This is a genomic window from Cytobacillus sp. ABV4_503 (genome assembly GCF_056158445.1).
The window spans coordinates 3,192,978-3,210,708 of sequence record NZ_JBSWTH010000001.1; the positions used below are offsets into that span (position 1 = coordinate 3,192,978).

The window sequence follows — 17,731 nt, forward strand, 5'->3', positions numbered from 1 at the left end:
TTATTCTTATTTATGCAGCCACTTTAGAAGAATCAACTTCTCCTGGCTGTTTTTTGCCAAAAATATATGAAAGAATTAATACTATTATATTAACACCCAGCACTGCCCATAACATACCTGAAGCTTTGCCATCGAACATCACTTGGTAGAAGCTTGAGCCCATTAATCCCCCTAGGATTGGACCCGCTACCGGTATCCATGCATACCCCCAGTTCGATTTCCCTTTTCCTGCAATGGGAAGAAGAAAATGAGCAATGCGCGGTCCCAGGTCTCGAGCCGGATTAATCGCATAGCCAGTTGTCCCTCCGAGCGACATTCCGATTACAACAATCAGAAGGCCTACAGCAATCGGATTTAAGCCTTCTGTAAATTGATTTGCTCCAATAAACATCAATCCCAGTACAAGAATAAACGTCCCAATTATTTCACTCAATAAATTTGAAAATGTATGGGAAATTGCAGGACTTGTTGAGAAAACAGCAAGCTTTGCACCCTGGTCTTCTGTTTCTTTCCAGTGAGGCAGATAGTGAAGGAATACAATAACCCCTCCCAAAAAACCTCCCAGGACTTGAGCCAGAATATAGCCAGGCACGTCTGCCCAAGGGAAATCCCCGCTAAGCGCAAATCCGATCGTTACAGCAGGATTCAAGTGTGCCCCGCTAATCGATCCTACAGCAAAAACCCCCATCGTTACAGCAAGTCCCCAGGCAATTGTGATAACAATCCATCCTCCATTAAAAGAGAAGGTCTTTTTTAAATTCGCCCCTGCAACAACGCCTCCTCCAAAAATAATCAAGATCATGGTTCCAATTATTTCTCCCATATAAGCAGACATCTGAAAAATCCCCTTTCCCATTTGGATGTTCGGAAACAAAAAAGGAGATTCACGACAGATTAAGCCTTCAAAGGCAAAACTGTGTGAATCTCCTAATCTCCGACACATAAATTAACTTGTTAAACCGAGTATACAAGTCTATGAAAACGTTGTCAAACGTTTCTTGAACATTTTTATGAAAACCTTTCCCATATTTCTATTTTTGATGTTGTAATGGCAGCTGCTCCTGCATCAAGCGCATTCTTCACTTCTTCTTCTGAGCGGATGAGTCCTCCAGCAAATATGGGGGTATTCAAACGTTCATTCACTTCTTTTATCATCCATGGCATGGCACCCGGCAACACTTCTATGTAGTCCGGCCTGGTTTTCTCGATTAATTTATAACTTTTTTCAAGTGCGTGCGAATCGATGAGGAAAATCCTCTGGACTGCGATCACTCCTTTTTGCTTTGCTTTCAGGATGACGCTGGATTTCGTAGAAATTAGCCCGTAAGGCTTAAATTCCTGGCAAATATATTCTGCGGCATAGTCATCGCTTTTCAAGCCATGAATCAGATCAACATGATAAATCATTTTTTTGCTATGTGCTTTTGCCATCTGCGAAACATTCTTCAGCTGCGAAATGTGCATATCGAGAAATACACCAATTTCATAGGGACTTTCCAGGAACTTTTCAAATTCTTTCATGTTAGAAGATGCCGGCAAAATTTTTTGATTCATTCTTTCCACTCCTGTTTCTGTTATTTCCCTATGTTATAAAGAATGTGAGCATTTCTCAATACCCATTATACATTTTTGCGGTACTCATAATAGCGGAATCCAATTATCATTATTGTCAGCCAGGCACCTCCGGCTGCAAAACCGGCAATAACATCACTAGGAAAGTGTACGCCTAAATAGATGCGGCTTAATCCAATCATGATGATAAAGCAGCCAAGCATCAGTGTCCATGCAGTCTTCCATCGTTTTCTTTTTGCCAAATGAATGATCATATAGGCCAGCGAGCCATAAAAAATAAAAGACCCCATTGAATGTCCGCTCGGAAAACTGAACCCCTGCTCCTCGATCAGAGGTCTGATATCCGGTCGTTCTCTTTTGAAAATCCATTTCAGCAGCAGGTTAAAAAGTGCTCCAAGACCAGATGAAAGAACCATGAACCATGCAAGTGAAGTCTTTTTAAACAAAAACAAAAGTACAGCTGCCAAAAGTACAGAAAAAGCCAGCCATTTTACCGACCCTAAAAAAGTAATCACACTCATATACTCTGTAAGCCGGGGAGAAATAAATGCCTGTACATACTGAATGACAGCATCATCAAATCGAATTAGCTCATTTTCCTTCAATTCGTCCACTATTTCAATAAAAAGCAGCAAAAACCCCCCAAAAATCGCAGCTGCCAACGCTAAGTAGATGATATTTTTAAATGTTATATTCTTCCTGTTCATTTATCCAAATCCTTTTTATTTATAGGATTACCACTAACTTTGGTAAACGGAACATTTTTTGAGATTTTCTTCAGCTTTTCTTTAAAAATGAATAGTTTATCAGTAAAAAACCGAGTTTGCACCAGCAAATTCGGTTTTTTCTATTAAGCCTGCTTTTTTGCTTTTGTTTTTGCAGGAGCACGTTTCTTTTTAGCTGCCGGTTTTTTCTTTGTTTCTGTTTCAGCAGGCTTAGTTTTATCAATGGATGCCTGCAGGGCAGCCATAAGGTCGGTTACATTGGCTGCAGGTTCTTTTTCAACAGGTGTGACTATATCTTTGCCAGTACGTTTTGCTTCGATTAGCTCCAAAAGAGCTGTCCGGTAGTCATCATTATATTTCTCGGGCTTAAATTCAGTGGTTAATTGATCAATCAGCATGATGGCAGTATCGATTTCCTTATCAGTCACTTTGTCATCTGCAGGTACATTTGGCACATCCGCAGCCTTTCGTACTTCATCGGGGTAATGAATCGTCTCCATCACAAGAGTGTTTTCAAATACCCGGACCACAGCCAGCTGTTCTTTGGATCGAATAATGATTTTGGCCAAACCTACCTTTTCTGACGTCTCCAGAGCTTTTCTTAAAAGGGAATAGGCTTTCCCTCCTCCGTCCCCTGGAGACATATAATACGTACGGTTATAATAAATCGGATCAATCTCCTGTATTTTTACAAAGTCCATAATCTCGACAGCTTTATCCTCATTTTCCTGTTTAAGCTTTTCTAAATCCTCATCCTCTAAAACCACAAACTTTCCTTTTGTGTATTCATAAGCTTTTACAATATCCTCATTTTTAATTTCTACTTCACAAACAGGACATGTCTTCTCATATTTAATTGGCGAATGACATTCTTTATGAAGGTTCCGCAGTTTTATATCCTTATCTTCTGTAGCCGAGTGCAGCTTAATTGGAATATTCACCAGCCCAAAACTGATGCTCCCTTTCCACATTGTATGCATAGTCAAACTCCCATTCCTATTAGATGTAGTAATCATAATTTGTGTATTAACTAAATCGGAGATACGCTAAAACATTTGGAAACTGAGTAGTTTTAGCGGCAATGGCCAAAACTAATATGACGATTGCAGAAAGGAGGCCAAATTGAATGAGACCTATGCTGCCTACACTAACTTTCGATGTTCCGGAAGAGAAGGAGTGGCTCTTTGAAGCAAAGTATGATGGTTTTAGAGCAATCCTGCACCTGGACAAAGAACCCAGACTGACAAGCAGAAACGATAAGCCCTTATTACATCTTTTCCCGGAAATTAAGGCATATTTGGAGCAAAACAAAGATAAATTCGAACCATACCTTCCACTAACATTAGATGGAGAATTAGTCTTTCTGGAGAATGCCTATAAAGCTCATTTTGGGTCCATCCAGGTGAGGGGCAGAATGAGGTCTGAAAAGAAAATTCAAGAGAAAGCAAAAACTGCCCCATGCCGTCTTCTCATTTTTGACATTTTGATGGTAAAAGGTAAAAAAATGACTGATAATATATACGCTTCAAGAAAAGCGGAATTGGAAGCATTGTTTAAAGATTGTAATATGCCTTTAAAACCTGATGAGAAGGATCCGAGGCTGATACAATTAATCCCTCCATACCGCAGCTTTAATGAACTTTGGGAAAAAATTGTCCTGCATGATGGAGAAGGAATCGTGGCAAAGCAACTGAAGAATAAATGGGAAGAAGGAAAGAGATCATCTTTATGGCTAAAATTCAAGAATTGGAAATACGTTTCCTGCTTTATCACTGCATATGAAAAATCAAATGGCTACTTTTATGCTGGTGTGTACCAGGGGGATGCTGTCATTGCAATCGGACAGTTTCTTTTTGGGGTGAAGCCCGATGAAAAACAAGCCTTGTTCCAAATAATCAAAGATAATAAAACAGATGAAAACAGCCAATTTATTTATGTAGAACCAGCCATATGTGTGGAAGTTAAGTATCTGGAGATTTATGAGGATCAAATGCGCGAACCGCACTTTCACCAGTTTCGCTTCGATTTGAAGCCTGATGCCTGCACTTATGATAAATTTATACAACAGCAGAAAAACCTGCCTCCCGAAATAGAAATCACCCATCCAGATAAGCCATTATGGGAAACACCAGCTATTCAAAAGGTTGATTATATTCACTTTTTAAGAGAGATTGCTCCATATATGCTGCCATTTTTAAAAAACAGGCTTTTAACTGTAATCCGCTATCCGCATGGGATCTTTGCTGAACCATTCTATCAGAAAAATTGTCCGGATTACGCACCGGATTTTGTGGAAACCGAAATGTCAGAAGGCATTAACTATATTGTCTGCAATAATCTTCAAACGCTGCTCTGGCTTGGCAACCAGCTTGCATTTGAATATCATATCCCATTTAAGACTATTTACAGCAAGGGACCAAGCGAAATAGTGTTTGATTTAGATCCTCCTTCGAGGGACGCTTTTCATCTTGCCATTAAAGCTGCTCTATTGATTAAAGAGGTGCTTGATCAGCTGAAGTTAATCAGCTTTGTTAAAACATCCGGCAATAAGGGTCTGCAAATCTATATCCCGCTGCAGGAAAATACGTATAGTTTTGATGATACCCGGCTGTTCACCGAATTTATTGCCCAGTATCTAATTTCCAAAGACCCCGATTCTTTTACAACAGAAAGATTAAAGAAGAATCGGGGAGGCAGGCTTTATGTGGATTATATCCAGCATGCAGAAGGCAAGACAATCATCGCTCCTTATTCAGCAAGAGGAAATAAGGCAGCGACTGTTGCTTCTCCTCTGTTTTGGGATGAAGTCAATGAGAAATTAACAATGGAGCGGTTTCAGATAACCAACCTTATAAAAAGGGTAAACAGCGATGGAGATCCATTCAGTTCTTATTTTCAGACAAAGGAAATTCAGCCCTTTTCTCCGGTGCTCGATTTTTTAAAACAGCAAAACAAAAAAGGATAAGGCCAGTGCCTTATCCTACATCCATTCTTTAAGTATTGCTTGGGCATATTCCTGAAGTTTGGCATACTGCTTAATTTCTTCAGTATATTCCTCTTTCTGGGACAGGGTGAACTCCGCTGGTTTTTCCAAATTGATTTCCGCTTCACAGCGGTAAACATAGCTGGCATTCCCAATTAAATCAATGGACTGTCTGCCATTCTTCTCATGAACTACACAGCGAACTTTTCCGCCATTATTGTATACCTCAACAGGCTCTTCGATATTATTAAGCCCATTCATGCAAGTGACAAGTGTTGAAGCGGACATGGCAGTACCGCAGGCATTGGTAAATCCTACTCCCCGCTCAAATGTCCTTACATAAATATGCCCTTTTTTTAGTGGCTTTACAAAGCTGACATTTACTCCATCAGGAAAGAAATCATTCGGCCCGTTCAAATATTCGCTGATCTTTTTTTGCAGGTCAGATGTAATCTGCTCTTTCTCCACAATGGAAACAAAATGGGGATTAGGGACTGCTAAGGCCGTAAAAGCTAATTCCTCTGAAATCCCGCTGACTTTTTCATTAATTAAAGTATCTTTATCGAGAACCAAAGGAAGATCCTTCAAATCGAATGAAACAGGTGATATTTCAACAAGATAAGTTGGAATATCCTCAAAGATGTCCTCTTGCTTTTTCACCTGCAAATCCGCTTTCATGGTTTCAATGATGGCTTCTTTTAGACCAAGAAGTTCACATACATAACGGGCAACGCATCTTAATCCATTTCCGCACATTGAGGCTTCTGATCCATCCGGATTAAAAACACGCATCCTGGCATCTGCTTTTTCGCTTTTTAACACGAAAAGAATTCCATCTGCTCCAAGTTCAGTGCTGCGGTCACATATTGCTTTGGCAAGCTCAGCACGATTCTCTTCTGTAAAATTATACGTACGGGAAATTTCGTCTATTATAAAGAAATCATTTCCTGATCCATGACATTTCAGCAGTTCAATGTTCATAGTAATACCTCCAAACCATTTGTAGCTCAACTTATAAATAAGAGTGCCATAAAAGTATTTATTATTCAATAATTGTTTTCTTTATTATATTATTAACTTATTAGAAAACTGATAAGTTCCGTCATTTAGGGAAGTGAACGATATTAATACTGATCTTTATACATTTAAATTTTTCATTCAGCGGATCGAAGAGTTTGGAAGCGTTATTAATGAAAAAAACGCCTTTGTAGAAACAACGGCATTTTTTAATAAAACAATTGTATATGAAGGCATTATCCGGGTGCGTTTTAATGGCTATGGAGTTTACCCCTTCCCCGAGGACCTTTCCCAGGCAGACATTCCGTTGTCTGTTAAAAGGATGATGGCCGCAGAATTGAAAAGATATATTAAACCGAAGAAAAGATATCTGTAATAGCACCGCGGCTAACATATTAGCTCGGCTGTTTGCTGGTATGTTTTTCAGGATACATAAGCTGGCTGGACCAGGCTAACGATTCTGAATAGATCTTAAAAATGGTTTTTTCATCAACATTCAGTTTCTCACACATTTCGCCGATCCTGCTCCATTGTGCTTTCTCTACTGCAAAAGCAAGATCGAGTATCTCTTTCAGCTTATTATTTTTCCCTCGGAGGGCTTCACAAATATCATCCTGCAAAGGAAGTTCATCGAGAATTTGACTCATCGGTATATTCAGCAATGAATCCATTAATGAAAACATCCCTGTCATAAAATAACTGGCCGAAACACCTTTTCCGGTCCTGAGCCTCCCAATTTCCTCGCACATTTTGGCACGAGTCATTGACAATCTGATTGTCTCTTCAGCCAATTGGGAGTTTTGAATAATATTTTCCCTCACCGCCAATACATAGATCCACTTTTCAAGTTCTATCAATCCCAGCAGAACTATGGCATGGCGGATTGAATTTATCTTTTGCTTTGGACGGTAAGCCGGGGAGTTTATTAGTTTCAGCAATTTATACGACAGTGATATGTCACGTTCGATTAATTCAGTTATGCGGTGAAGACTTGGCTCCTCATTTGACAGGTTTTGAATCATCTCATAATAGGATTGAAAATAGGACGGGACATCATGTGTAGACATAATGACAGGCTTCGCAAAAAAATAACCCTGAAAATAATCGTAACCCCTGCTTTTCGCTTCTTCGTAGCACTCTCTTGTCTCAACCTTTTCAGCAACTGTTTTAATTTTGAGCTGATTAACAAGCACTTCAATTCTTTCCCGCATATCTTTTGGTGTATTAAGAAAGTCCACCTTTATGATATCAGCGTATTTCAGCAATTGTCTTGCAAACGGATTGGTTTCATTGAATACATAATCATCAAGTGCTATCTGATAACCTAGTTCCTTCAAATCTTTGCAAATATTGACCAGTTCCGCACTAGGCTCAACAGTTTCAAGGATTTCGACAACGATTTCCCGAGGCCTAAAATATGCAGGGAGCTTGAGCTTCAGCAATTTTTCCGTAAAATTAATAAAACATGGCTTTCCTTCAGAAAGACGGTCAATCCCTATATTTAAAAAACTATTAATAATAACCTCAGCCGTGGCCTGATCTTCATCTATTTCTGGGAAGGCATTCACCTGATTATTCCTATACAGAAGCTCATAAGCAAACACTTCTTCTTTAGAATTGAAAATCGGCTGCCTTGCTACAAACACTTCCATTGACACACCTCCGAAAACGCCATATTACTATAGACCTATAGTAGCTCAATTCATTTATTGAGTATGTCGAAACTTGTTGAATAAATAGAAATTTTTATATTTTTATACAAAATTCCCCATTTTCCTTTGTTCATTAAAAATGAAAAAGGATGCCCCAATAGGCATCCTACTATCTATATTAACTAATGACATGAAAAACAAAGTTGAATAAAAATAAAGCAGCTATGACATACAATGCAAATGAAACTTCCCTTGCTTTGCCAATCGAGATCTTTAAGATTGGATAAAGAATAAATCCAATGGCAATGCCGTCCGCAATACTATACGTGAACGGGATCATGGCAATGATAAAGATAGCTGGAAAGCTTTCGCTCATATCCTTTAAGTCAAGGTTGCGGATGTTTTGAAGCATCAGTCCGCCAATAATGATAAGAATAGGTGCAATTGCACTGTTGGGAATCACTTTAATAACAGGAATAAAGAATGCTGATAGCATAAACAGCAATCCAGTTGTAACTGCTGTCAATCCTGTACGTCCGCCGGCAGCCATACTCGCTGCACTTTCAACCGTTGCTACAGTCGGGCTTGTCCCAAAAATACCTGACAATAATGCAGAAACTGAAGTTGCCTGAAAAGCACGCTTAAACTGTTCCGGCCTATTTATAAATCCAACATGACCGTGAACTAATCCGATATTTTCAAAGACAAGAACCATTGTTAATGAAAAAATGGCAATCCAAAAAGTGACGGAAAGCAAGTTATCAAATGACATCGCTCCAAAAACTTCCATATAATCGGAAAGAGCGAACGGCTTTTCATCGGTATTTTGCACATTAATCGGACCAAAAGCCCATGCTATCAATGTTCCTGCTGCAACTGTAATCAAAAAGTTGCCAGGCACATTGCGCATGAATAAAATGATGGCAAGCAAGAACGTTAAGATGGTCGCAAGCACTTGCGGGTCTCCAAGTTCACCCATAGCAATAATGGAGTTTGTCCCTTTTTCAACGATTCCGCCTTTTTCAAGTCCGATCAGCATCAAGAAAAGTCCGAGCCCCACTGTTATTGCTTCTTTAAGTGAGTGTGGAATCGATTCGCTCAATGTCTTTGCGAATCGCGAAAAAGCCACGAATACAAAGATCAGACCAGATATAAAGACAACAGCCAATGCTTCCTGCCAGGATAAGCCCATGGATTGGACCATTGTATAGGAAAATAAAGCGTTAATTCCCATTCCAGGCACAAGGAGAATCGGTACATTTGCCCAAAACCCCATAATCAAACAGCCGGCAACCGATGTTATAATGGTTGCAAAAATGGCTGCTTCCAGCGGAATTCCTGCTTCAGAGAGAATTAGAGAGTTAACTGCGATAATATAAACAATCGTAAAAAAGCCGATTGCCCCAGCCATAACCTCCCTTTTTACAGTTGTTCCATTTGAATCAAGCTGAAAAAGCTGGTTAAACCACTTATTCATATATACTACCTATCTATTCAATTAGCCCTCTCCCTACCCGCTCTCCCCGTATATATCCCTCAGTTAAGAGTGATCAGTTAAAAGTACGGGTGAGCCACAAGCTGTATTTTATCAAAAAAAAACCTTTCTGCCAATAGAAAGGTCAGACGTCTGCTCATATTTTTCTAAAAAAAATCAGCGGATATTTCCCAGCTGATTTTTGATAGATATAGCAACAGGGCAAGACTGTTGCACTTGTAAGCATACACTTATTTTTTTCACGCTGTAAAAATGCGGAACCTTATTCACCGTCACTTAATTGTCTATACAGATTGCCCATTTCAATAGCACCAACAGCCGCTTCCCATCCTTTGTTTCCGGCTTTGGTGCCTGCACGCTCAATTGCCTGTTCAATCGTGTCAGTTGTAAGAACACCGAAGATTACAGGGACACCGCTCTGCAATGCAGTCGCTGAGACCCCTTTAGCCACTTCGCCGCTCACAAAATCAAAATGCGGTGTTGCTCCGCGGATCACTGTGCCAAGGGTGATGACTGCATCATATTTTCCGGATTGGGATAGCTTTTTAGCTGCCAGCGGGATTTCGAAAGCTCCAGGAACCCAAACAACAGTCACATCTTCTTCGCTTACTCCGTGGCGCTTAAGTGCATCTTCCGCTCCGCTTAAAAGCTTGCCTGTAATGAATTCATTAAAACGCGACACTACAATTGCCATTTTTAATCCTGTTCCTACTAAATGTCCTTCGATTACCTTTTTCATCTCTAATCGCTCCCTTAAAATTGTAATAAATGCCCAAGTTTTGTTTTCTTTGTTTTTAAGTAAATCTCATTTTCAGATTTGGCAGGCATTTGAAGAGGAACCCGTTCGGATACCTCCAGCCCATAGCCTCCCAGTCCAGCTATTTTGCGGGGATTATTGGTTAGCAGGCGCATTTTTTTTACCCCGAGATCTCTAAGGATTTGTGCACCTACCCCATAGTCGCGAAGATCGTCCTTAAATCCGAGCTTATGATTTGCTTCAACGGTATCGTAGCCCTCTTCCTGCAGCTTATAGGCTTTCAATTTATTGATCAGGCCGATGCCGCGCCCTTCCTGTCTCATATATAAAAGGATTCCCCGGCCTTCCTCTTCAATCTGCGATAATGCTGCTTCAAGCTGCGGCCCGCAGTCACAGCGGTTAGACCCGAATACATCCCCGGTCAAACACTCCGAATGAACACGAAGCAATACGGGTTCGTGTTCATCGATTTCTCCCTTTACAAGAGCAACATGGTCTTTTCCATCGATTGTGTTTGTATAACCTACCGCTCTAAAATCTCCAAATTCTGTTGGAAGCTGTATCTCCACTTCCCTTTTTACAATGGAGTCATGCTTCAATCGATACTCTATCAATTGCTGAATAGTAATCATTTTTAAGTTAAACTTTTCAGCCACTTTTTCCAGGTCATCCACTCGAGCCATTGTTCCATCATCTTTCATAATTTCACAGATAATCCCGGCTGGTGCTGCACCGGCAAGACGTGCCAGATCGACCGCAGCCTCTGTATGGCCTGCACGCCTTAGGACTCCTCCTTTTTTGGCCACCAGCGGAAAAACATGTCCCGGCCGGGAAAAGTCTGCAGGTTTAGCGTCTTCCTCAAGCATTTCTTTAATAGTGAATGCACGCTCAAATGCGCTGATCCCTGTAGTGGTTTTCACATGGTCAATACTGATTGTGAAAGCTGTTCCATGACTGTCAGTGTTTACTTCTGCCATTGGATTCAGTTCCAGCTTTTCAGCCAGCTCCTCAGTGATAGGTGTACAAATCAGACCTCTGCCTTCTTTAGCCATAAAGTTGATCGTGTCGGGTTTCGCATATTCCGCAATTGCCAGAAAATCCCCTTCATTTTCCCTATCTTCATCATCACAGACAATGATGACTTTTCCTGCTTTTAAATCTTCTAATGCCTCATTTATTTCACTGAACATGGTTTATTGACCCTCCTTTTGCTAATTATAAGAAGCCGTTCTCCTTAAGGAATCGCTCTGAAATTGCTTCTTTAGGCGATGTGCTTTCCTGCTGCCTGTTCATGAAGGAATACAGATATTTGGCAAGCATGTCAAACTCAAGGTTAACGATGTCTCCCGCTGCTTTGAAGCCGAGTACCGTTTCACTTGCTGTGTGCGGAATGATCGAGACAGTAACGGTATTGTCTCCATTGCCGAAAACTGTCAGGGAAATCCCATCCACAGCGATTGATCCTTTCATGATAAGCAAATGGCTTAATGCACTCGGTACAGATATCTGTATATAAATGGCATTTTCACTCGCTGTTTTTTTTATGATTTGACCTGTTCCATCAACATGCCCTGTCACAAAATGCCCGCCAAATCGGCCATTTGCCGACATCGCCCTCTCCAGATTGACTTTTGTTCGCTCTTTAATGGCAGAAAGCGAAGTGCTTTTAAATGTTTCAGGCATGACATCTGCTGAAAATTCATTTCTCGCATATTCTGTAACCGTAAGGCATACGCCATTTACAGAAATGCTGTCTCCCAGTTGAACATCTGATAAAACTTTGGAGGCCTGAATCGTCAGTTTCATGGCCTTGCCTTGCTGAACTACTTTTTTTACTGTTCCCAATTCCTCAATAATCCCAGTAAACATTATTCCTTGGCCTCCCTCAGCGGTTTTGCGGTAATTCTAAGGTCGCCGCCAATCCTTTCAATTTCTGTGAATTCCAGTACAGGGGCATCTTTTACATAGTCGGCACCGTCTCCGCCAATAAATGGAATCGCCTCGCTGCCTCCAATAATTTTAGGAGCCATATAAAGGATTATCTGCTGAAAGAAACCGCTTTTTATTAATGAAGCATGAACCTCTGATCCGCCTTCAACAAATAAAGTCATGATATTTCTTTCACCTAAATTTTTTAAAACTTCTTTAATCGGCACCTCATTAGCAGGAAAAGAAAAAATTTCAGCACCATACTTCTTTATCTCTTCTGCCTTTGACCGATCTATTTCTCTGCCGGTAAAGATTATGGTCTTTACAGACTGATCTCGAATGACTTTTGCGTCAGCCGGAATTCTGAGATTTGTATCTAATATAACTCGAATGGGATTTTTTCCGCCTTGGGGCAGCCTGGCGGTTAAAAGAGGATTATCGTGAATGATCGTATTTATACCTGTAAGTATCGCGTCATGTTCATGCCGTAGCCGATGTACATCCTGCCTGGATTCTGGAGAGGTAATCCATTTGCTGTCACCGGTTTTTGCAGCTGTTTTCCCATCAAACGATGAGGCTGCTTTAATGGTTACATATGGTGTCTTTGTTTTTATAAAATGAAAAAATGGTTCATTTAGGGCATCTGCTTCCTCCCTCAATATGCCGGTCACTACTTCAATCCCGGCATCCTGCATCCTTTCAATTCCTTTGCCGGAAACAAGAGGATTTGGATCCTCAGAAGCAATAAAAACCCTATTAATTCCTGAATTAATGATTAAGTCTGCGCATGGCGGAGTCCTTCCAAAATGGCTGCATGGCTCAAGAGTGACATAAATATCAGCGCCTTTAGCCTTATCGCCAGCTGCAGCAATCGCATGGACTTCAGCATGGGGAGTTCCTGCTTTCAGGTGAGCACCCATCCCCAGAATTTCACCATTTTTTACAACAACCGCACCCACCTGCGGGTTAGGGCTGGTTTGGCCTTTCGCGGCCGCTGCCAGACTGATGGCTAACTTCATATATTCCTGATGGTTCAAATTATCTGAATCCTCCTTCCCTTACTATTTCTCCAAATTAAGTATGAAACGGCAAAACCCCGTACACCAGCTAGGTGAAACGGGGCAAAATCACATGACGAAATAAGCGTTTAAAAAAATTTTTTTTGAACGCAGCACTATAATCATTCCTTCTCCCATCCAGACTTTCACTGTCGGCTTTGGAGTTTCACCAAATCCACCGTTTTCATAAGAAAAGCCGATGGCGCCTGGAGCTAGACACTTATCTAGCTTCAGAATTAATGCAAACTTATCTTTTTGAAAAGCGCATGCACCTTGCATCTCTACTTATAAAACCGGGTCACGGACTAAGAGGGCGTACCCTCATCACCGCCGGTTGGGAATTTCACCCTGCCCCGAAGGAAATCCTATTCTATTATAAGAATCTTACCATGAATAGTAGGAATATACAAAGAGAATTGTTTGTGAAAGAATTGAAACTTTTGCTTTAAACTGCCGTATAGTAATTATTGAAGAAGGAGAGGACTTTAAAATATGATTGAACCAAGAGAACATTTAATAAATGAATTAAGAAAATGTGAAGAATGGGAAAAAGACCAAGGTGATTTATGGTTTTGGGAGAAGCTGGGCAGACTCCCTTTTAAGCTTATTGATAGATTCACACCGGAGTTCATACAAAAAAAGGTTGGAGTGATTCTTGATGAGCTTGGCACATATATTCAATCAGGAGGAAGATATTTAAGCTCAGCTTCAGCGTTAAAGAATTATTATCCCGAACAAAATATTCATACACTGCAGGATGTAGTGGCCCTGCCCATATCAAAGATGGATGAAGCCGCCGAAAAGCTAAGCTCAAACCGAAAAAGAACCGCTGCATTGCAAGGTGCGAGTACTGGGGTCGGAGGGATTTTCACCCTGACCATTGATATCCCGCTTCTCCTTGGCATTCAACTAAAAACACTGCAGGATATCGCGATTTGCTATGGCTTTGATCCAGCTGATAAAAATGAAAGGATGTTCATCGTAAAAATTCTGCAATTTGTTTCCAGTGACATTGTAGGAAAAAAAGCCATTCTGCAGCAGCTATCCATGTTTGGATCTATAGAAGAAGGACCAAAAAGGGAAGTCGTTTCCGAGCTTCAGGGATGGAGAGAAGTTGTGTTTTCTTACAGGGACCAAATTGGCTGGAAAAAACTTTTCCAAATGATCCCGATAGCCGGACTGCTGTTTGGAGCTTTCATTAATCGCTCAGCCGTAAATGATATTGCAGAAGCAGGCATTATGCTATATCGAAAAAGAGTAATCGTTAATCGGCTGCACCAGAATATGATTAAAGAAATAAAACCGGAGAGCTAACAATGGCTCTCCGGTTTTATTTATGGAAGCTTTTTGATCTCCTTCTCCATATACTCTTCATTTAAAGCTCCCAAAACTTTTTCTCTAATAACACCATCTGAATCAATAAAATAGCTTGTAGGATAGGCCATTATATTATAGTCAGAACCTGCCTCGCCTTTTACATCCATAGGAATTGTAAAGGTCAGCCCCAGCTCTTTTACGAATTTATCTGCATCACCGCTATTCTTTTCTGTGTTTGTGAGATTGACAGCAAGAATAGTGAAATTTTCATCTTTATACTTGTTATACAGCTTCTCCATATGCGGCATTTCCGCACGGCAAGGAGGACACCAGCTTGCCCAGAAATTTAAAAGCACTGCTTTGCCCCTATAGTCGGAGAGTTTTACTGGGTTTCCTTCCATATCTGTCAGTTCAAATTCAGGAGCAAGATTTCCTTTCTCCAGACCAACAGGCAATTCTTCAGGATCTTCCATTTTATCGTATTTCTGCATTTGTCCGGCTTGCTCTACTACCCCTTTGTCCTTGAGAATGGTTTTGTCGACAATAAACAGCAAAAGGACAATAACTGCGGCTGCGAGTAGAAACTTTTTCATTCCAACACCTCTAAACTGATATCCCTATACTTTAACTGAACTTATCATACTATATGGGGAATATAGAATCTATAAATGTGCATACGGTTTTAGTGATTGCGGTAAAGAAAAAGCGTCGCAAAAATGGCATAAATTCTAAGCTTTTCTTTTGCTGTCAGACCCTCTTCAAAAGAAAGTACAGGTGTATTGGGGTCCCTAAACTGCTCCCCCCACTCAAGCAGCATCCATCCTTTGCGAAGGCGTGCAATTCTTTTTGATTTCTCATCAAGAATTTGAAAATCCGTATGGAAAAAGGTTTTAGCAATGGAATATCGGTCACAGCCATTCTCATATACCAGTTTGAATCCATCTTTTTTATTAATGATTGTTTCTTTGCAGGAATCTTTCGCAGACGAAATATCTATGCCTTTTCTATCAATTAGGATTGATGCCTCCAGATTTGCGCTATGATCATAGATTCCCAGCCTTCTTGGAAAAAGCCGATCCAAAAAATAAGGCAAGAACCATCGAAACTTCCACATTTTCATATCCCTGATTTCACCAACCTGCCTTCCTTCCGGGTCAAAAAGCACCATTCTAAGGGAAGGTGCCGGCATAAAAACGATCATCAAATTTGACTGGCTTAACAATGAGAGACGGGCTTGTCTGCTTTTCTTGAACTTTCTCTCCACTATCTCGGCCGCCCTTTGCTTATTCAGCAAGTGAATTTGATAGCACAAAAAACTATATAAGATGAAAGGGATTAGAAAAAGGATTAAATAAGTCCTTGGAAATTTTTCTATTAAAACCAATAGAATGAAAAATGGAGGTACAAGTGCGGCAAGGCTTGCATTTATTGAGATGTCAGCTGTTTTCAGGTAATATTGCTGGATATTCATCAGAATGTCTCCTCCGCTATATTTATTTCTCTATAGTCTATTAATTACTTTCTATAAAAATGAATTTTGGCAGGATTTTATGAAGTTTACATAACGATGCATCTGCAGATAGTCTGTTTGAGTTTTTCCTTAACATCTTTATTCACTGATTATCCTTCAAATAAAAAAGCTGACGGACACTTTCCGCCAGCTTTTTTGATGGAATTACTTTAAAGCATTAACTGCATTAATTAGCCCATGGCCAGATTGTTCGTCGTATCCAGGCTTGAAGATATCCTCTGATGAAGATTGAATGATCTGCTTTACTTGTGCAGGAGAGATTTGGTCTTTCCCATGTTTTGCAATGATAACACCAGCCAGTGCAGCAACTTTCGGAGCGGCCATAGAAGTCCCGCCTTTATACCCATACCCGCCGCCAGGGATTGTTGCTAATGCCAAATAAGTATTGTCTCTGCCAGCTCCAGTATTTGGATCATAGTTTGGGCCCAAGTCTCCGCCAGGTGCCATAACATCAATTTTGCCGACACCGTAATTGGAATAGAAAGCAAGATTCTTTAAAGCTCCTCCCGCAGATACACGAATCATCAATTGACTGCTGGGGCTTCTGTGTGTTGCACCGTTATCAGAACCTGACAGCTGTCCCGGACTCTTTAAATCAACAGCGTTATTTCCTGCAGAACCAACTACAGTAACACCTTTTTGAATCGCATATTTAATGGCTCTGTTAAACATCTGCACGTCCGCTACAGTTTCCTTGGTTGTATACTCGGGATTCTGGAACCAGTCATAGCCGCCAAGAGACATGTTGACAACATCCACATTGTCATCCGCAGCTGTTATTAAAGCTTCTGCGATATGGGAAGTCGCTGCACCGCCTTCCGGGCCGAATACACGGTATGCTGCTACCTTTAAATCAGGTCCTACACCCATTGTTCTTCCTTTCGCTGCAATTGATCCTGCAACGTGGGTTCCATGGCTGTTTTCATCCATTGGATCCGGGTAGCCCGGAACAAAGGATTTACCATATGCGTAATTTTCTTTTAAATCTGGATGATTATAGTCAATACCTGTGTCGATTACACCAACAACGATATCTTTACCGTCAGCTGTCTTTCCAGTTCCTCCAGGAAGATTCCATGACGAACCATTATTTGTTACTTGTTTGATATCCCATTGAAGACTGTGATATAGATCAGCATTATCTAATGGAAGATCTGCATTTACTGCAGGAGCTTCGGGATAAATTACATTTTCAGCGCCAGCAGACAAAACCAAGGAAGACTTCCGAATTTCATTAAGAAAATTAGGATTTGCTGATGAAACCTCAACAGCTCCTAATTTATCAAGCTTATTCTCTACTTGTCCTCCAGATTTTCTCACTAATTCTGTATAGCCTGCAGGAAGCTTTGCTTCATCTTTGAAAACAACTAAATAACTCTTTTCAGCCGTTTGGGCTTGTCCAATGCTGACAGAACCCGCAAAAACAGCTGAGGCACATAATGCCAAACTTAATGTTCCCGTTACGATGCCCTTCTTGATATTCATTTTTTATTGAGACCCCCTTATATTTTCTAATTTTCATTATATTCTAAATAAAAGTCTCGACAATCTTTGTATTTCGACATACTTCTTCGTCACTTTTCAGGAAACAATACTTAGAACCCATTTGTCTTTTTACATTTTAAGTCTGCCTGGGTCTATTTACTTGATTCCCAATCAAAAACTTTGTTTGTTCATCTTCAGCCCTGTCGAAAA

Annotated in this window: 17 protein-coding genes and 1 riboswitch; of the genes, 3 read left to right on the forward strand and 14 right to left on the reverse strand. The window is 40.5% G+C overall.

Going from position 1 to position 17,731, the window contains the following annotated elements; genetic code table 11:
* Positions 1–10 precede the first annotated feature (10 nt).
* The 4 genes from ACXAD1_RS15960 to ku form a co-directional block, all read right to left on the reverse strand.
* The gene (locus tag ACXAD1_RS15960; RefSeq protein WP_474910576.1) at positions 11–835 is read right to left on the reverse strand and encodes an MIP/aquaporin family protein; all 825 of its coding nucleotides are present in this window, start codon (positions 833–835) and stop codon (positions 11–13) included.
* 173 nt (positions 836–1,008) lie between these two features.
* Positions 1,009–1,554: a glycerol-3-phosphate responsive antiterminator gene (locus ACXAD1_RS15965; protein ID WP_211202475.1), complete on the reverse strand. Its 546-nt coding sequence runs from the start codon at positions 1,552–1,554 to the stop codon at positions 1,009–1,011.
* 65 nt (positions 1,555–1,619) lie between these two features.
* Positions 1,620–2,279: a phosphatase PAP2 family protein gene (locus ACXAD1_RS15970; RefSeq protein WP_474910577.1), complete on the reverse strand. Its 660-nt coding sequence runs from the start codon at positions 2,277–2,279 to the stop codon at positions 1,620–1,622.
* Between the two features lie 143 nt (positions 2,280–2,422).
* Positions 2,423–3,277: a non-homologous end joining protein Ku gene (gene ku / locus ACXAD1_RS15975; protein ID WP_474910578.1), complete on the reverse strand. Its 855-nt coding sequence runs from the start codon at positions 3,275–3,277 to the stop codon at positions 2,423–2,425.
* A 146-nt stretch (positions 3,278–3,423) separates the two neighbouring features.
* Between ku and ACXAD1_RS15980 the strand changes: the two genes are divergently transcribed.
* Positions 3,424–5,262, forward strand: a complete 1,839-nt coding sequence (locus ACXAD1_RS15980) for a DNA ligase D (RefSeq protein ID WP_474910579.1) — start codon at positions 3,424–3,426, stop codon at positions 5,260–5,262.
* Between the two features lie 15 nt (positions 5,263–5,277).
* On the opposite strand, the gene dapF is transcribed toward ACXAD1_RS15980, so the two are convergent.
* On the reverse strand, positions 5,278–6,261 hold the full coding sequence (gene dapF / locus ACXAD1_RS15985; protein WP_474910580.1) for a diaminopimelate epimerase: 984 nt from the start codon (positions 6,259–6,261) through the stop codon (positions 5,278–5,280).
* Positions 6,262–6,394: 133 nt separating this feature from the next.
* Between dapF and ACXAD1_RS15990 the strand changes: the two genes are divergently transcribed.
* On the forward strand, positions 6,395–6,673 hold the full coding sequence (locus ACXAD1_RS15990) for a hypothetical protein (protein WP_474910581.1): 279 nt from the start codon (positions 6,395–6,397) through the stop codon (positions 6,671–6,673).
* 19 nt (positions 6,674–6,692) lie between these two features.
* Here ACXAD1_RS15990 and ACXAD1_RS15995 read toward each other — a convergent pair whose 3' ends face one another.
* The 6 genes from ACXAD1_RS15995 to ribD all read right to left on the reverse strand — a co-directional run bounded on the left by ACXAD1_RS15995 (position 6,693) and on the right by ribD (position 13,167).
* On the reverse strand, positions 6,693–7,949 hold the full coding sequence (locus ACXAD1_RS15995; protein ID WP_474910582.1) for an EAL and HDOD domain-containing protein: 1,257 nt from the start codon (positions 7,947–7,949) through the stop codon (positions 6,693–6,695).
* Between the two features lie 178 nt (positions 7,950–8,127).
* Positions 8,128–9,426, reverse strand: coding sequence for an NCS2 family permease (locus ACXAD1_RS16000; RefSeq protein ID WP_474910583.1), 1,299 nt, complete (start codon positions 9,424–9,426; stop codon positions 8,128–8,130).
* Between the two features lie 280 nt (positions 9,427–9,706).
* Entirely contained in the window at positions 9,707–10,183 is a 477-nt protein-coding gene (gene ribH, locus ACXAD1_RS16005; RefSeq protein WP_113885383.1) for a 6,7-dimethyl-8-ribityllumazine synthase, read from the reverse strand.
* 14 nt (positions 10,184–10,197) lie between these two features.
* Complete coding sequence (locus ACXAD1_RS16010; protein WP_370222233.1) at positions 10,198–11,391, reverse strand: bifunctional 3,4-dihydroxy-2-butanone-4-phosphate synthase/GTP cyclohydrolase II; 1,194 nt, start codon at positions 11,389–11,391, stop codon at positions 10,198–10,200.
* 25 nt (positions 11,392–11,416) lie between these two features.
* Positions 11,417–12,070, reverse strand: a complete 654-nt coding sequence (ribE, locus tag ACXAD1_RS16015) for a riboflavin synthase (protein ID WP_206837797.1) — start codon at positions 12,068–12,070, stop codon at positions 11,417–11,419.
* The gene (gene ribD, locus ACXAD1_RS16020) at positions 12,070–13,167 is read right to left on the reverse strand and encodes a bifunctional diaminohydroxyphosphoribosylaminopyrimidine deaminase/5-amino-6-(5-phosphoribosylamino)uracil reductase RibD (RefSeq protein WP_206837799.1); all 1,098 of its coding nucleotides are present in this window, start codon (positions 13,165–13,167) and stop codon (positions 12,070–12,072) included. The genes ribE and ribD overlap by 1 nt, the downstream gene beginning before the upstream one ends.
* A 143-nt stretch (positions 13,168–13,310) precedes the next feature.
* Positions 13,311–13,553: riboswitch (FMN riboswitch) on the reverse strand.
* Positions 13,554–13,680: 127 nt separating this feature from the next.
* Between ribD and ACXAD1_RS16025 the strand changes: the two genes are divergently transcribed.
* The gene (locus tag ACXAD1_RS16025) at positions 13,681–14,502 is read left to right on the forward strand and encodes an EcsC family protein (protein WP_206837802.1); all 822 of its coding nucleotides are present in this window, start codon (positions 13,681–13,683) and stop codon (positions 14,500–14,502) included.
* 20 nt (positions 14,503–14,522) lie between these two features.
* On the opposite strand, the gene ACXAD1_RS16030 is transcribed toward ACXAD1_RS16025, so the two are convergent.
* The 3 genes from ACXAD1_RS16030 to ACXAD1_RS16040 form a co-directional block, all read right to left on the reverse strand.
* Complete coding sequence (locus ACXAD1_RS16030; protein WP_206837805.1) at positions 14,523–15,098, reverse strand: TlpA disulfide reductase family protein; 576 nt, start codon at positions 15,096–15,098, stop codon at positions 14,523–14,525.
* An 89-nt stretch (positions 15,099–15,187) separates the two neighbouring features.
* Complete coding sequence (locus tag ACXAD1_RS16035; RefSeq protein WP_206837808.1) at positions 15,188–15,976, reverse strand: hypothetical protein; 789 nt, start codon at positions 15,974–15,976, stop codon at positions 15,188–15,190.
* A gap of 204 nt (positions 15,977–16,180) precedes the next feature.
* Positions 16,181–17,521 carry a S8 family peptidase gene (locus ACXAD1_RS16040; protein ID WP_474910584.1) on the reverse strand — a complete coding sequence of 447 codons (1,341 nt, stop codon included), beginning with the start codon at positions 17,519–17,521 and terminating at the stop codon, positions 16,181–16,183.
* Positions 17,522–17,731 lie beyond the last annotated feature (210 nt).

Excerpts from the sequence above, each read along its gene's own strand:
- ACXAD1_RS15965 (WP_211202475.1), bottom strand. The coding sequence starts at position 1,554 with ATGAATCAAAAAATTTTGCCGGCATCTTCTAACATGAAAGAATTTGAA.
- ACXAD1_RS16035 (WP_206837808.1), bottom strand. The coding sequence starts at position 15,976 with ATGAATATCCAGCAATATTACCTGAAAACAGCTGACATCTCAATAAAT.
- dapF (WP_474910580.1), bottom strand. The coding sequence starts at position 6,261 with ATGAACATTGAACTGCTGAAATGTCATGGATCAGGAAATGATTTCTTT.
- ku (WP_474910578.1), bottom strand. The coding sequence starts at position 3,277 with ATGCATACAATGTGGAAAGGGAGCATCAGTTTTGGGCTGGTGAATATT.
- ACXAD1_RS15980 (WP_474910579.1), top strand. The coding sequence starts at position 3,424 with ATGAGACCTATGCTGCCTACACTAACTTTCGATGTTCCGGAAGAGAAG.
- ribH (WP_113885383.1), bottom strand. The coding sequence starts at position 10,183 with ATGAAAAAGGTAATCGAAGGACATTTAGTAGGAACAGGATTAAAAATG.
- ACXAD1_RS16000 (WP_474910583.1), bottom strand. The coding sequence starts at position 9,426 with ATGAATAAGTGGTTTAACCAGCTTTTTCAGCTTGATTCAAATGGAACA.
- ACXAD1_RS15960 (WP_474910576.1), bottom strand. The coding sequence starts at position 835 with ATGTCTGCTTATATGGGAGAAATAATTGGAACCATGATCTTGATTATT.
- ACXAD1_RS15970 (WP_474910577.1), bottom strand. The coding sequence starts at position 2,279 with ATGAACAGGAAGAATATAACATTTAAAAATATCATCTACTTAGCGTTG.
- ACXAD1_RS16010 (WP_370222233.1), bottom strand. The coding sequence starts at position 11,391 with ATGTTCAGTGAAATAAATGAGGCATTAGAAGATTTAAAAGCAGGAAAA.
- ACXAD1_RS16040 (WP_474910584.1), bottom strand. The coding sequence starts at position 17,521 with ATGAATATCAAGAAGGGCATCGTAACGGGAACATTAAGTTTGGCATTA.
- ACXAD1_RS16025 (WP_206837802.1), top strand. The coding sequence starts at position 13,681 with ATGATTGAACCAAGAGAACATTTAATAAATGAATTAAGAAAATGTGAA.
- ACXAD1_RS16030 (WP_206837805.1), bottom strand. The coding sequence starts at position 15,098 with ATGAAAAAGTTTCTACTCGCAGCCGCAGTTATTGTCCTTTTGCTGTTT.
- ACXAD1_RS15995 (WP_474910582.1), bottom strand. The coding sequence starts at position 7,949 with ATGGAAGTGTTTGTAGCAAGGCAGCCGATTTTCAATTCTAAAGAAGAA.
- ribE (WP_206837797.1), bottom strand. The coding sequence starts at position 12,070 with ATGTTTACTGGGATTATTGAGGAATTGGGAACAGTAAAAAAAGTAGTT.